The organism is Pseudomonas sp. P4_C8 (assembly GCF_056401975.1).
The window spans coordinates 25,133-38,406 of the sequence record NZ_JBFUIH010000032.1 but is presented as its reverse complement, the minus strand read 5'-3'; the positions used below and the strand labels follow the sequence as shown (position 1 = coordinate 38,406).

Genomic DNA, 13,274 nt, shown 5'->3' with positions numbered 1-13,274 from the left:
GCGAATGTTCAGACCGTTATCGATCTTCATCGGCGCGCGTTATACCCGCGCCAAGCGCCGCAATCGCTTTGTATCCTTCATCTCGATGACTTCGATGATCGGCCTCGCCCTCGGCGTGCTGGCGATGATTGTGGTGTTGTCGGTCATGAACGGTTTTCAGCGCGAAATGAGCTCGCGCATCCTCGGCATGGTGCCGCACGCCACCATCGTCGGCGTGAACCCGATCGACGATTGGCAGCCTGTCGCCGCTGCCGCGATGAAAAATCCGCAAGTGACGGCGGCCGTGCCGTTCACCGAGATGGAAGGCATGCTGTCCTACAAGGGCACGATGCAGCCGATCCAGGTCAGTGGCGTCGATCCAGCGCAGGAAGGCAAGGTGTCGATCGTTGCCCAGCACATTGTTCAGGGGCGTCTTGATGCCTTGAAACCGGGTGAATTCGGTGTGGTGATCGGCGAGATCACGGCGCGTCGTTTCCGTTTGAACGTCGGCGACAAGCTCACCCTGATCGTGCCGGAAGTCAGCACCGCACCGGGCGGGATTACCCCGCGCATGCAGCGCCTGAACGTGGTCGGTGTGTTCAAGGTCGGTGCTGAGCTGGACGGTTCGATGGCTTTGATCCACGTCGCCGATGCCGCGCAGATGCAGCATTGGGAACCGAATCAGGTACAGAGCGTGCGTCTGGCGGTGAAGGATTTGTACGCCGCGCCGCAAGTATCGAGCGACATCGCCAGCAGTTTGGGCACCGCATACAAGGCTGACGACTGGACCCACACCCAGGGCAGCCTGTTCAGCGCGATGAAAATGGAAAAGACCATGATTGGCCTGCTGTTGCTGATGATTGTCGCGGTGGCGGCGTTCAACATCATCGCGACCTTGATCATGGTGGTGAACGACAAGGGCGCGGACATCGCGATCCTGCGCACCATCGGCGCCACGCCGGGGCAGATCATGGCGATCTTCATGGTCCAGGGGACGGTAATCGGAGTTGTCGGGACCTTGATCGGCGGCGTGCTTGGGGTCATTGCGGCGTTGAATGTCAGTGAATTGGTGGGCTGGATCGAGCGGGTGAGTGGGCAGCACATCTTCAGTTCGGATGTGTATTTTGTCAGCAACCTGCCTTCGGAATTGCAGGGCGCGGATGTGCTGTTGATTTGCTCGGCGGGGTTCATCTTGAGCTTCCTTGCCACCGTGTATCCGGCGTGGCGTGCGGCGAAGATCGAGCCGGCTCACGCGTTGCGGTATTCGTAACTCCTGAAGTCGCCATCGCGAGCAGGCTCGCTCCCACAGGGTTTGGAGTCGATCACAAAATATGTGATTCAACTCGATCAACTGTGGGAGCGAGCCTGCTCGCGATGAGGCCGGAACTGCTTGCCTCAATCTCCCTTGGGCAGCTCAATCACAAACCGCGTCCACCCATTCTCCGATTCGCAACGAATCTGCCCACCATGGGCACGAATGATCGACTGAGTAATCGCCAGTCCCAACCCCGCATGTTCACTGCTGCCCTCCTGGCGCGCCGGATCGGCTCGATAAAACCGGTCAAACAATCGCGGCAGCAACGCCCCGTCAATGCCGTCGCCGCTGTTCTCAACCGTCAGACTCAACCCTTTAACCTGATCAACAATCCGCACCCGAACCTCGCCCTCGGCCGGCGTAAACCGCAACGCGTTGTCCAGCAAATTGGAAAGCGCCCGCCGCAACATGCTGCGGTCACCCTCCATCCGTGCACTACCTTCACGACTCAGCGCCACCTTGGCGTCTTCAGCCAGCGGCGCAAAAAACTCCAGCAACACATCCGCTTCTGCCGCGAGCTCCAGCGGTTCACGCTTGGGCGTCAGCAACCCGTGATCCGCCTTGGCCAGGTACAACATGTCGTTGACCAGTTGCGCCATCCATTGCAGCTCTTCGAGGTTACTGTGCAGCGCCTCGCGGTAATCCTCGATGGGGCGGGGGCGGGTGAGGGTGACCTGCGTGTGGGTCAGTAGATTGGACAGCGGCGTGCGCAGTTCATGGGCGATGTCAGCGGAGAACGCCGAGAGCCGTTGAAAAGAGTCGTCGAGGCGTCCGAGCATGGCATTGAAGCTGTGGGCCATTTCTGCGAGTTCGGGCGGCATGTTCTCTTCGGGCAGACGCGCATTCAGTGATTGCGCCGAAACGCCGCGGGCGACCGCACTCATGCGCCGCAACGGGCGCAATCCACTGCGCGCCGCCCAAGCCCCGAGCAGGGCCGTGGCCAAGGCTGACAAGCCAACCGTCAGCCAGATCAGATGCTGCATGCGTTGCAGAAAGTGCTGGTGATGGGTGATGTCCAGTAACAAGGTCAGTTGTGGGGAGTCAGGTTTGTCGACGAACAACGGCGCATTCAACACTCGGTAGTCGGTGCCGTCGTCGTTCAGGGTCGATAAACCCGGTTTTTGCGGGAGCTTGTCCGGCAGCTGCGCCGAACTGTCATACCAGCGTTGGCCATCACTGCCGGTAATGCGCAGCGACAAATCGGCCTGCCGGCTCAATTCATCCGCGAGTCTGATTTGGTTGTCGCTGGATTGAATATCGTGAAGTGCCCGGCGTAAACCAATCAACTTGCCGTCCAGCAACTGCTGATCGAGTTCGACGAAGTGCGCTTCACTGGCGCGGCTGAACAACACCCCGGCGAACAGCGAAACCACCGCCGTGCAGGCCGCAAACAGCAACGCCAGACGGCTGCTTAACGAAAGATGCCGCATCAGGCTGAACGCTCTTCAAGGACGTAACCCATGCCGCGCACGGTGTGGATCAGTTTGTTGGGGAATTCATCGTCGATTTTCAGGCGCAAACGACGGATGGCGACCTCGATCACATTGGTGTCGCTGTCGAAATTCATGTCCCAGACCTGAGAGGCGATCAGCGATTTGGGCAGGACTTCGCCCTGACGACGCAGGAGCATCTCCAGCAGGGCGAATTCCTTGGCCGTCAGGTCGATGCGCTGACCGCTGCGCTCAACGCGGCGACGGATCAAGTCCAGGCGCAAATCAGCCAGTTGCAAACTGGTTTCCTGTGGCGAGGCGCTGCCACGACGCAACAGGCTGCGAACCCGGGCCAGCAGTTCGGAGAAAGCGAACGGTTTGACCAGGTAATCGTCGGCACCGAGTTCAAGACCGTGGACTCGGTCTTCCACCGCGTCACGGGCTGTCAGAAAAAGTACCGGCGTGTCCAAGCCAGCAGCGCGCACTGCTTGCAGAATCTGCCAGCCATCGCGGCCGGGCAACATCACGTCGAGAATCAACAACGCGTAGTCACCGCTCAGCGCCAGTTGTTGCCCGGTGCTGCCGTCGGCCACCAGTTCGGCGTTGAAACCGGCCTCGCTCAGGCCCTGACGCAGGTAATGGCCGGTTTTCGGTTGGTCTTCGACGATCAGCAGTTTCATGGGCGACTCTGGGTAAATTGAACGAACGCTTTATACCGTGGGCAGCGTGGATACAGATCAACCTGACAAAGTTGTAATCTGGCTGTCAGGTTGCGGGCAGTGGCAGCAGTTTAGAGTTTTCCACAGGCTGAACCTTATCTTGTTGGAGTACGACGATGTTTTTGCACAAATCTTTGCTGCGGGTGGCGTGTTTGTTGGCATTGAGTTCGCCGGTGTGGGCTGCCCCGGCGCATACCTACGACTTCGGCCAGCCCGCTGCGGCGGCCAAGGCGACTCGCAGTATTGAAGTGGTGATGGGCGATATGTCGTTTACTCCCAAGGCCATCGAGATCAAGGCCGGTGAGACGGTTCGCTTTGTGCTGGTGAATAAAGGCCAGTTGCTGCACGAATTCAACCTGGGGGACGCGGCGATGCATGCCAAACACCAGCAGGAAATGTTGCAGATGCAGCAGAGCGGCATGCTGACGCCTACAGGCATGAAGGAAATGGACCACGGTTCGATGGCTGGCATGGATCATGGATCGATGAAACACGACGACCCGAACAGCGTCCTCGTCGAGCCGGGCAAAACGGCGGAACTGACCTGGACCTTCACCAAGGCCACAAGCCTGGAATTTGCCTGCAACATCCCCGGCCATTATCAGGCTGGTATGGTCGGCAAGTTGACTGTCAGTCAGTAAGCACTCAATGGCGGGCGCAAAGGCTGGTAGAATCCGCTGATTCTTCAGTCAGGTTTCCGCCATGCATCCCGCAGCCGAACACTCGCCGCTGGGCAAATCCAGCGAATACATTGCCACTTACACGCCGTCCTTGCTGTTCCCGATTCCGCGCACTGCGAAATGGGCCGAACTGGGCCTGACGGCTGAAACCCTGCCATACAAGGGCGTGGATTTCTGGAATTGCTTCGAGCTGTCGTGGCTGTTGCCATCCGGCAAGCCCGTGGTGGCGATTGGCGAGTTCAGCATCCCGGCGGATTCGCCGAACATCATCGAATCGAAGTCGTTCAAGCTGTACCTGAACTCGTTGAATCAGACGCCGTTTGCCGACACCGCGAACCTTGAAGCGACGTTGGCGAAAGACCTGTCGGCCGCCGCCGGCAAGCCGGTTGGCGTGCGCATTCGCAGCCTCAAAGACGTGGAAGCCGAAGGCGTTGTCGCGTTGCCGGGCGTATGCATCGATGATCTGGACATCAGCGTCAGCAACTACGAGCATCCACGTCCGGAACTGTTGCGTTGCGATGAGTCGCGTATTGTCGAAGAGAGCGTGCACAGCCATTTGCTCAAATCCAACTGCCCGGTCACCAGTCAGCCGGACTGGGGCAGCGTGGCGGTGGAATACCGTGGCGCGGCACTGGATCACGCGAGTTTGCTGGAATACATCGTGAGTTTCCGTCAGCACTCGGACTTTCATGAACAGTGCGTAGAGCGGATTTTTCTCGACCTGCAGCGGTTGTTGAAGCCGGAGAAGTTGACGGTATATGCGCGGTATGTACGCCGTGGGGGATTGGATATCAACCCGTATCGCAGCACCGAAAAGGTTCAACTGCCGAACCACCGCCTGGTCCGTCAGTGAAGATCTAATGTGGGAGCGGGCTTGCTCGCGAAAGCTGTGAATCATTCAACATTGATGTCGTCTGACACTCAGCTATCGTGAGCAGGCTCGCTCCCACAGGGGGATTGCATACAAATCCCGGATATGAAAAAGCCCCGCTAGCGAAAGCGGGGCTTTTTTGCATCTGGCGGGTTCAGATGCCCATATTGCCCAAGGCTTGCGCAATGTTGCGCAGGGTGCCGGCCAGGGTTGGGTGTTCGAGTTCGAAGCGTTCGACGGCCAGATTAACGCCGTCGGCGAGGCTGGCGTCCTGGGTCTTGGTTTCGAGCTCAAGCTTGAGTTCGATCTGTTGCATCAGTTCATGCAGGTTTTCACGTTCGGATTCGGACAGTGGAGGATTCTGTTCCAATTGCTCGCGCAGGGCATTGAGCTGTTCTTGCAGTTCGCGGGCAGGCATGGCGTTCTTCCTTCTATCAATAGGCACTGGCATAGACCGCAGCCTCGTGCCAAAGGTCTATGGCTGACCTTTAGATTAATCCACTTGCGCGCAACCTGCATGATCTCGGTCAGGGCTTTTCGCCCTTGAGCCGGCGCAGGCCGATATCGGCCAGGCAGGTATCGAGTTCGCCCAGATGATCGATCACTGAATGCACGCCCAAGTTGAATAACTGCATCGTCGCCTTGCCGCGTAAATGCTCGCGTTCCTTTTGACTTAACGCATGCCATTCGCTGGGCGCGAGGCCGCAGAGCGAGCCGCAGGACGCGAGGCCAATCGTCCATAGCCCGGCATTCAAACCCGATTGCAGCAATCGCGGTTCGCCGCTGACCAGCACACAGCCATCCAGGCGTTCGACATTCAACGCCATCAGGGCTTGCCAGCAAGCGTTCGGAGCGGGCCATGGGTTGATTGTTGCAGGGTGTTGCGAAGAGCTGATCCAGGAAGGCAGGGTCACGGCCAGAGAATGACTGAGGGCAGGGGGTAGTTCATCGAGCCAGGCGCAGGGAATTTGCTTGCGCTGCAAACTGCGCAGGCTGTCCAGCGCACCGGGAGTGGCCTCGGCGTGCTCCGCAGAATAAACCCCGTGTTGGCGCGTCCGGGCGCCGAAATCCACCAGGCAACCGCTGAGGCCGAACAAGACGGCGGTCAAGCTGGGTGCTGCAATGGGCAAGGTTTCAGCGTTTGGCATATCAACGTCCCTGAAATAGTGACAAGGCTATGCGGCGTCAGTGACAGTTGAGTGACATTGGTGTGAAACGCTCCCAATCAGGGCGATTCATCTGTAGGCGAATGTGCACGATGCTGCATAAACCAGCTTTTCCGACTTATACTAACTAGCTTAACGCCCGGGCCGAGTGCCCGCGCCAGTAATAATCCAAGGAGTTTTTCTATGCGCTGGAGCAAACATTTCGCTCAGCTTTGTGTGTGTGCCGGCGTGTTGCTGGTTCCGTTTGCGGCTCAGGCTGCTTCGGAAGACGATCCTTGGGAAAGCGTTAACCGTCCGATCTTCAAGTTCAACGATGTGATCGACACTTATGCACTCAAGCCTGTTGCTCAGGGTTATGAGTTCATAACGCCGCAGTTTCTGGAAGACGGCATCCACAACATGTTCCGCAACGTCGGTGATGTCACCAACCTGGTGAACAACATTTTGCAGGTTAAACCGACTGCCGCAGGTACTGATACAGCACGCATCATCTTCAACACCACGTTCGGCCTGCTGGGCTTTTTCGATGTGGGTACCAAGATGGGCCTGCACCGCAACGACGAAGACTTCGGTCAAACCCTCGGCTATTGGGGTGTCGGTAGCGGTCCTTACGTGGTGCTGCCATTGCTGGGCCCTAGCACCGTGCGTGATGCGCCTTCCAAGGTCGTCGACAGCTACACTGGCCCGTACCCGTACATCAACGATGTGCCGGTGCGTAACTCGGTCTTCGGCCTGAACGTCGTCGACACGCGCGCCAGCTTGCTGTCGAGCGAGAAACTGATCACCGGTGACAAGTACACCTTTATTCGTAATGCGTACTTGCAGAACCGCGAATTCAAAGTCAAAGACGGCCAGGTCGAAGACGATTTTTAATCTCGATCCGTAAGACGAAGAAGGCGGCCATTGGGCCGCCTTCTGTCGTTTGGATCCGGCTTATTTTCTCTTCAAGATTGTAAGCCCGAGTTTCTGTCCATCTCCGTCCACTGACTTCACCCACACCCCCTAGGTGTCGGCCTCAAGGTCTTTTAATGCGGCGTGATCGGAGCCGATGCGCACGTTGAGCCGGTCGCCGACGTTGAATCCACGCTTCGCTTCAACCTGCATGCCACTGCTGGAAAGGTCGATGCAGACGGCTGAAGCCTCATCGCCTTCATGAATCAACGACACCTCGGCATCGACTCGTATGCGGATGAAACCGCGCTTTTCGCTGTAGTCCCGACTGGTTTGACTCATGGGCTCGATCCTTCCATTGGGTTACGGATTTGTCTGTTCTTATAACTCTCAGTGATTTGACAAATAAAGACGCCAAGCGACCATCGGCGTGAGCTTGAAACGCCCCGCGGATGGGAGTACCGTCTGCGCCTTAGAAGGGCACCTCTGGTGTACGTGTGATTAGGGCAAGCGCTCGAAAACGGTGCAGCAGAGAGGCTAGAAAGCGAATCCAGTAGTGTGAGCCGGGCTAAAACCCCTGCCTGCTACGCCAACCTAATTCTGGCGCCGTTTGCCCACATGCCAAAAACCAGTGCCACGCTGCTGATAATCGATGATGACGAAGTAGTGCGCGCGAGTCTCGCGGCCTATTTGGAAGACAGTGGTTTCAGTGTCCTGCAGGCCAGCAACGGCCAGCAGGGTCTTCAGGTATTCGAGAAAGACAAGCCCGACTTGGTCATCTGCGATCTGCGCATGCCGCAGATGGGCGGACTCGAACTTATCCGCCAGGTCACTGAGCGGTCTCCGCAAACCCCTGTGATTGTGGTCTCGGGTGCCGGCGTGATGAACGACGCGGTCGAGGCGCTGCGCCTGGGCGCTGCGGATTACCTGATCAAGCCTCTCGAAGATCTGGCTGTGCTCGAGCATTCTGTGCGCCGAGCCCTGGATCGCGCGCGCCTGCTGCTGGAAAACCAGCGCTACCGCGAGAAGCTGGAAAAGGCCAACCGCGAACTCGCCGCCAGCCTGAACCTGCTCCAGGAAGACCAGAACGCCGGTCGCCAGGTGCAGATGAACATGCTGCCGGTCAGCCCCTGGACCATCGACGAGTTCCAGTTTGCGCACCAGATCATCCCGTCGCTGTACCTGTCGGGTGATTTTGTTGACTACTTTCGGGTCGACGAGCGTCGGGTAGCGTTCTACCTGGCAGACGTTTCCGGGCATGGCGCCTCTTCAGCCTTCGTTACCGTGCTGCTGAAGTTCATGACCACGCGCTTGCTGTTCGAATCCAAGCGAAGCGGCACATTGCCGGAATTCAAGCCTTCAGAGGTCCTTGGTCATATCAACCGAGGCCTGATCAGTTGTAAGCTGGGAAAACACGTCACAATGGTCGGTGGAGTCATCGACGAGGAGACAGGTTTGTTGACCTATAGCATCGGTGGTCATTTGCCGTTGCCTGTGTTGTACACGCCAGACAGTGTTCGTTATCTGGAAGGGCGCGGTCTGCCGGTGGGCCTCTTTAATGAAGCCACCTACGAAGACCACGTGCTGGAGCTGCCGCCGACGTTCAGTCTGACGCTGATGTCTGATGGCATTCTGGACCTTTTGCCAGAACCCACACTCAAAGAAAAAGAAGCGGCGTTGCCCCAACGGGTCAAGGCTGCGGGCGGCACCCTGGATGGGCTGCGGCAGGTTTTTGGATTGGCCACGCTTGGGGAGATGCCGGATGATATCGCCCTGTTGGTGTTGAGCAGGAATCTTTAATGAGTACCGGTAGAATCCAGTTCGCCGAGCAGGATGGCACTTTCGTCCTGAAATTCGTCGGTGAAGTTCGCCTGACCCTGTGTTCGGCGTTGGATGCGACTATTGATCGGATCTTCACCGCGTTGAACTTCAACGCGATCGTGATCGACCTGACCGAAACCCGCAGCATTGACAGCACCACCCTTGGCCTGCTGGCCAAGCTGTCGATCCTGTCGCGGCAGAAGGTCGGCCTCCTGCCGACCGTCGTCACCACCCACGAAGACATCACCCGTCTGCTGGAATCCATGGGTTTCGAGCAAGTGTTCAACATTGTTGACCAGCCCGTGCCTTGCCCGGAATGCCTGGACGACCTGCCAGACCAGGACCAGTCCGAAGAAGTGGTGCGTATCAAAGTCCTCGAAGCACACAAAATCCTCATGGGCCTCAATGACCACAATCGCGAAGCGTTCCATGACCTGGTGAATGCGCTCGAGCGTCACTGATTAGGCTTAAAGTGATGTGGGCCTGTCTGGCCCCATCGCGAGCAGGCTCGCTCGCACATTGAGTTTCCTTCGGATACACAATCTCAGATCCCCACAAATCCCCTGTGGGAGCGAGCCTGCTCGCGATAGCGTCATACCTGTCACCATTCATCAGGCGCGAAGCCAAACCACCCAAGCATAAAAAAGGGCGAACCTACCAAGGTTCGCCCTTTTTGCTTCCAGCTACCTCAAATCACAGCTTGGCCTGCAGCAGCGCCTCAAGCTTCTCCTGATCCCGAGCAAACTGACGAATACCCTCAGCCAGTTTCTCAGTCGCCATCGCGTCCTCGTTGGACAACCAACGGAACTGCGCTTCATTCAAGCTCAGGCGCGCTTCACCGGCATGCCCAGGTGCCAGCTTGCGTTCCAGCTTGCCAGTATCTGCCGCCAGCTTCTCCAGCAGGTCCGGGCTGATTGTCAGGCGATCACAACCCGCCAACTGCTCGATCTGGCCCAGGTTACGGAAGCTCGCGCCCATCACCACAGTCTTGTAGTCATTGGCCTTGTAGTAGTTGTAAATCCGCGTCACCGACTGCACGCCCGGATCATCCGCGCCGATGTAGTCGTTGCCGTTGGTTTTTTTGTACCAGTCGTAAATCCGGCCCACGAACGGCGAAATCAGGAACACACCCGCATCGGCACACGCCGCCGCCTGAGCAAAGGAGAACAACAGCGTCAGGTTGGTCTGGATGCCTTCTTTTTCCAGCGTCTGCGCCGCGCGGATGCCTTCCCAGGTGGAGGCGATCTTGATCAGCACGCGGTCACGGCCAATGCCGGCCTTGTCGTACAACTCGATCAGACGGTGCGCACGCTTCAATACGGCGTCAGTGTCGAACGACAGGCGCGCATCCACTTCGGTGGAAATACGGCCCGGTACAACCTTCAGAATCTCTTGCCCGACCGCAACACCGAAACGGTCGCTGGCCAGGCCCACATCGCCTTTGCAGTCGTGAACGCAAGCATTCAGCAACTCGGCATACGCAGGGATAGCCGCGGCTTTGAGCAGCAGGGAAGGGTTGGTGGTAGCGTCCACCGGTTTAACGCGAGCGATCGCTTCGAAGTCGCCAGTATCGGCAACTACGGTGGTCATTTGTTTAAGTTGTTCCAGCTTGGAAGTCATGGGCGTGCTCTGTCCTGTGGGTCTAATGACATTACCCGAGCGCTGACAGCCACTCAAGGGCGCATGTACGTATCGATGGCCCCAGCGGCAACAACCTGAAAACGGCTGTTTGAATGGCGGGGCGCGGTATCGATAAATACGATGCCAAATCAGCGCACAGGTTCAACCCGGGCGACTATTAGCGCCCCTCCAACAACTCCGCCGCCTGATCCAGCAACACCAAAGGCTCCTTGGCCTTATGAATATCCACCGACAACAACTGCCGAAACTTGCGCGCCCCCGGGAATCCGGTGCCCAGTCCCAGTACATGCCGGGTGATATGGTGCATCGAACCACCCGCATCGATGTGCGCGGCGATATAAGGCCGCAACTGCGCCAGCGCCTCGGCCCGAGTGATCACCGGTGCCGTGCTGCCGAACAGCTGCTGGTCCACCTCAGCCATCACATAAGGATTGTGGTACGCCTCACGGCCCAGCATCACACCGTCGAACGTCTGCAAATGCTCGTGACAAGCCTCAAGCGTCTTGATCCCGCCGTTGAGAATAATCTCCAGGTCCGGAAAATCCGTCTTCAACTGCGCCGCCACGTCATAACGCAGGGGCGGAATGTCGCGGTTCTCCTTCGGAGACAACCCCTCCAGAATCGCAATCCGCGCATGCACCGTAAAACTCGTACACCCGGCATCCCGAACCGTACCGACGAAATCACACAACTGCTCGTAACTGTCCCGCCCATTAATCCCGATGCGGTGCTTCACCGTCACCGGAATCGACACCGCATCACGCATCGCCTTCACACAATCAGCCACCAACTGCGGATGCCCCATCAGGCACGCGCCAATCATATTGTTCTGCACCCGATCACTCGGGCAGCCGACGTTTAAATTCACCTCGTCGTAGCCATGTTCCTGAGCCATGCGGGCGCAGGCGGCCAGGTCCAGCGGAACACTACCGCCGAGTTGCAGGGCGAGCGGGTGTTCGGCTTCGTTGTGACGCAGGAAACGGTCGTGATCGCCGTTTAGGAGCGCGCCGGTGGTGACCATTTCGGTGTAGAGGAGGGCGTTTTTCGACAATAGACGTAGGAAAAAACGGCAGTGACGATCGGTCCAATCCATCATCGGTGCGACGGAGAAGCGGCGGGAGAGCGGGGCGGGTGTGGCGGTGATTGGGGGCATTGGGGGTCTGGAATCGGTGGGGCGAAAGACGGGAGTTTATCAGGATTGGGCTTATGGGGCGCGGGCGAGTCTTGCTGCGGTTGATCAGGGCGTATGAGCAAAGGGTTGGGGGGATTTAGCAAGGCAAGCTATGAGTCAATAAATCCGTCCCCTTTATTTTGTGTTTGAGTACGAGTCAGCTTCCAAAAAATGGGAGATTCTGTTTTCGAATGGCGCGAGCAGCATCATCGTATAAAAACGGGAGAAACATATAACGGCGACCTTGGGTTACAGGAGTGGCTTCGTGCAAAAGTGAACACGAAAACACCACGACCCCTCCTGTTGGCGCGCTGTAAAGCATTTTTCCATACTCTGGAAAATGCAGAGAACCGCCTTCGTACTCTCCCGTGTTAAGAAACAAGGAAACGGCAAAACGGCGATGCGCTGTACCCTTCGTGGTGTTATCCCTATGGGGCCGGAAATGCCCGCCTTCCTCGCTGTTGTAGCAGGCCACCAGATAGCGCTCCATTCGAGTGGCATTGAACTGGAACGCTTTATGTAGCTCTGGAAGCAGACGGTTGGCTATACGCAACGAACATGCTTTGGATAGAGCCTCGTCTTCAATAGTGCAGTCACGACGTTGCTTGTGGCCATGGTCGGTGATGTGGACGGTTTTACCCGACTGCTCCACCATAAACCCGGATTCCTCTCCACCACGTTCGTCGTAGTAACTTATTAGTGCTTTACACAGCTTGGGCTCAAATATACGGGGAATCACCAAGACTGGTGCGTGTGGAGTGGCGGCATGTGGCGGCATCAGTGCGGGTAATCTATCCAGAAAACGCATTAACGAGGGTACATGGTTATCAACTCGCGTCTCTATCGGGACGATGGCCAGGACACGTAACGCAGGATCCAGCACATAGGTCATTTGCCTGATGCTGCCGTCTATCTGCAATGTACCGTAGAGCTTACTAACTGACCGATCGAAGTCCCAGATGAAGCGCACGCCAGGTATCGCACTTTCTACCCGCTTCAGCTTTTCATCATCCGGATCTACGGAAACACCAAAGAAGCAGACTTGATCGTCATTGAACCGCTGACGATGGGCCCGAACACCTTCCAGAACTTTAATTGATGCGGGATCAGCCGCAGAACCGAAAAAAGAAAGCACTACATACCGACCGGCAATAGTGTCGAAACAAAAGTGCTCTCTTTGTTGAGTGCGGCAATGGAACCATGGAGCAGGTTGACCGACTGAAAACGCTGTGGCGCGCATCACATCTCCTTGCCGACAGGCAGTGGATCGCTATCAGGAATAAAGCCAGGAGACTCAAGCTGAGCATTGCTTCTTCCCCAAAAGTGCCGCGTACGAATGGGCTTACGGTACCGCCCACTGCGATGCCGAAGCAGGAAGAACTCCAAGCACTTGAAGCTTGTAGGTAAAGCTAGTTCAGTCTTGTAGAAGCTGCCCAGAGCGCTGATGGCGACCTCTCATTCATGACTAGGGAGCAGATCAGAGTGTGGCATCGCGAATCCTCCGTGAAGAATTCAGCGTAGCAGTCGAATGTTGAGAGGGTGACTTCCTGCCCTCTTTCCTAAGCAATGGTCGACTCCCCCAAGACTACA

The 13,274-nt window shown here is 57.2% G+C and carries 13 protein-coding genes and 1 pseudogene; 6 read left to right on the top strand and 8 right to left on the bottom strand.

The features are described from left to right. The first annotated feature begins 4 nt into the window (after positions 1-4). On the top strand, positions 5-1,249 hold the full coding sequence (locus tag AC1DWM_RS20185; RefSeq protein WP_477795969.1) for a lipoprotein-releasing ABC transporter permease subunit: 1,245 nt from the start codon (positions 5-7) through the stop codon (positions 1,247-1,249). Between the two features lie 125 nt (positions 1,250-1,374). Here the strand turns inward: AC1DWM_RS20185 and AC1DWM_RS20180 are convergent, their stop codons facing one another. Together AC1DWM_RS20180 and AC1DWM_RS20175 are read right to left on the bottom strand one after the other, a co-directional pair. Then, a complete protein-coding gene (locus tag AC1DWM_RS20180) occupies positions 1,375-2,724 on the bottom strand; it encodes a heavy metal sensor histidine kinase (RefSeq protein ID WP_477795968.1) in 1,350 nt (449 codons plus the stop codon). Continuing rightward, entirely contained in the window at positions 2,724-3,404 is a 681-nt protein-coding gene (locus tag AC1DWM_RS20175; protein WP_477795967.1) for a heavy metal response regulator transcription factor, read from the bottom strand. Before AC1DWM_RS20175 ends, AC1DWM_RS20180 begins: the two co-directional genes overlap by 1 nt. A gap of 155 nt (positions 3,405-3,559) precedes the next feature. Between AC1DWM_RS20175 and copI the strand changes: the two genes are divergently transcribed. Beyond that, positions 3,560-4,084: a copper-resistant cuproprotein CopI gene (copI, locus tag AC1DWM_RS20170; protein WP_477795966.1), complete on the top strand. Its 525-nt coding sequence runs from the start codon at positions 3,560-3,562 to the stop codon at positions 4,082-4,084. 61 nt (positions 4,085-4,145) lie between these two features. Beyond that, positions 4,146-4,976, top strand: a complete 831-nt coding sequence (queF, locus tag AC1DWM_RS20165) for an NADPH-dependent 7-cyano-7-deazaguanine reductase QueF (RefSeq protein ID WP_477795965.1) — start codon at positions 4,146-4,148, stop codon at positions 4,974-4,976. A 172-nt stretch (positions 4,977-5,148) separates the two neighbouring features. Here the strand turns inward: queF and AC1DWM_RS20160 are convergent, their stop codons facing one another. Both AC1DWM_RS20160 and AC1DWM_RS20155 read right to left on the bottom strand, forming a co-directional pair. Then, entirely contained in the window at positions 5,149-5,412 is a 264-nt protein-coding gene (locus AC1DWM_RS20160) for a DUF4404 family protein (protein WP_109785926.1), read from the bottom strand. Positions 5,413-5,521: 109 nt separating this feature from the next. After that, positions 5,522-6,142, bottom strand: a complete 621-nt coding sequence (locus AC1DWM_RS20155; protein ID WP_223511651.1) for an HAD superfamily inactivated hydrolase PcrP — start codon at positions 6,140-6,142, stop codon at positions 5,522-5,524. A 201-nt stretch (positions 6,143-6,343) separates the two neighbouring features. Between AC1DWM_RS20155 and AC1DWM_RS20150 the strand changes: the two genes are divergently transcribed. Further along, on the top strand, positions 6,344-7,033 hold the full coding sequence (locus tag AC1DWM_RS20150; RefSeq protein WP_477795964.1) for an MlaA family lipoprotein: 690 nt from the start codon (positions 6,344-6,346) through the stop codon (positions 7,031-7,033). A 60-nt stretch (positions 7,034-7,093) separates the two neighbouring features. Here the strand turns inward: AC1DWM_RS20150 and AC1DWM_RS20145 are convergent. Further along, a pseudogene (locus AC1DWM_RS20145) lies at positions 7,094-7,393 on the bottom strand (PilZ domain-containing protein). Positions 7,394-7,669: 276 nt separating this feature from the next. On the opposite strand from AC1DWM_RS20145, the gene rssB reads away from it, so the two are divergent. Then, a complete protein-coding gene (gene rssB / locus AC1DWM_RS20140; protein WP_223511648.1) occupies positions 7,670-8,851 on the top strand; it encodes a two-component system response regulator RssB in 1,182 nt (393 codons plus the stop codon). After that, entirely contained in the window at positions 8,851-9,333 is a 483-nt protein-coding gene (gene rssC, locus AC1DWM_RS20135) for an anti-sigma factor antagonist RssC (protein WP_007943680.1), read from the top strand. The genes rssB and rssC overlap by 1 nt, the downstream gene beginning before the upstream one ends. Before the next feature lie 232 nt (positions 9,334-9,565). On the opposite strand, the gene tal is transcribed toward rssC, so the two are convergent. From tal to AC1DWM_RS20120, 3 genes are all read right to left on the bottom strand, one after another. Beyond that, a complete protein-coding gene (tal, locus tag AC1DWM_RS20130) occupies positions 9,566-10,492 on the bottom strand; it encodes a transaldolase (RefSeq protein WP_223511646.1) in 927 nt (308 codons plus the stop codon). Between the two features lie 178 nt (positions 10,493-10,670). Continuing rightward, complete coding sequence (dusA, locus tag AC1DWM_RS20125) at positions 10,671-11,666, bottom strand: tRNA dihydrouridine(20/20a) synthase DusA (protein WP_477795963.1); 996 nt, start codon at positions 11,664-11,666, stop codon at positions 10,671-10,673. 175 nt (positions 11,667-11,841) lie between these two features. Then, entirely contained in the window at positions 11,842-12,924 is a 1,083-nt protein-coding gene (locus tag AC1DWM_RS20120; RefSeq protein WP_223521135.1) for a 2OG-Fe(II) oxygenase, read from the bottom strand. Between the last annotated feature and the right edge of the window lie 350 nt (positions 12,925-13,274).

Bases quoted from the DNA above. Each gene is read 5' to 3' on its own strand.
- AC1DWM_RS20120 (WP_223521135.1), bottom strand. From the start codon at position 12,924: ATGCGCGCCACAGCGTTTTCAGTCGGTCAACCTGCTCCATGGTTCCAT.
- AC1DWM_RS20155 (WP_223511651.1), bottom strand. From the start codon at position 6,142: ATGCCAAACGCTGAAACCTTGCCCATTGCAGCACCCAGCTTGACCGCC.
- rssC (WP_007943680.1), top strand. From the start codon at position 8,851: ATGAGTACCGGTAGAATCCAGTTCGCCGAGCAGGATGGCACTTTCGTC.
- dusA (WP_477795963.1), bottom strand. From the start codon at position 11,666: ATGCCCCCAATCACCGCCACACCCGCCCCGCTCTCCCGCCGCTTCTCC.
- copI (WP_477795966.1), top strand. From the start codon at position 3,560: ATGTTTTTGCACAAATCTTTGCTGCGGGTGGCGTGTTTGTTGGCATTG.
- AC1DWM_RS20150 (WP_477795964.1), top strand. From the start codon at position 6,344: ATGCGCTGGAGCAAACATTTCGCTCAGCTTTGTGTGTGTGCCGGCGTG.
- AC1DWM_RS20175 (WP_477795967.1), bottom strand. From the start codon at position 3,404: ATGAAACTGCTGATCGTCGAAGACCAACCGAAAACCGGCCATTACCTG.
- AC1DWM_RS20160 (WP_109785926.1), bottom strand. From the start codon at position 5,412: ATGCCTGCCCGCGAACTGCAAGAACAGCTCAATGCCCTGCGCGAGCAA.
- queF (WP_477795965.1), top strand. From the start codon at position 4,146: ATGCATCCCGCAGCCGAACACTCGCCGCTGGGCAAATCCAGCGAATAC.
- AC1DWM_RS20180 (WP_477795968.1), bottom strand. From the start codon at position 2,724: ATGCGGCATCTTTCGTTAAGCAGCCGTCTGGCGTTGCTGTTTGCGGCC.
- tal (WP_223511646.1), bottom strand. From the start codon at position 10,492: ATGACTTCCAAGCTGGAACAACTTAAACAAATGACCACCGTAGTTGCC.
- rssB (WP_223511648.1), top strand. From the start codon at position 7,670: ATGCCAAAAACCAGTGCCACGCTGCTGATAATCGATGATGACGAAGTA.
- AC1DWM_RS20185 (WP_477795969.1), top strand. From the start codon at position 5: ATGTTCAGACCGTTATCGATCTTCATCGGCGCGCGTTATACCCGCGCC.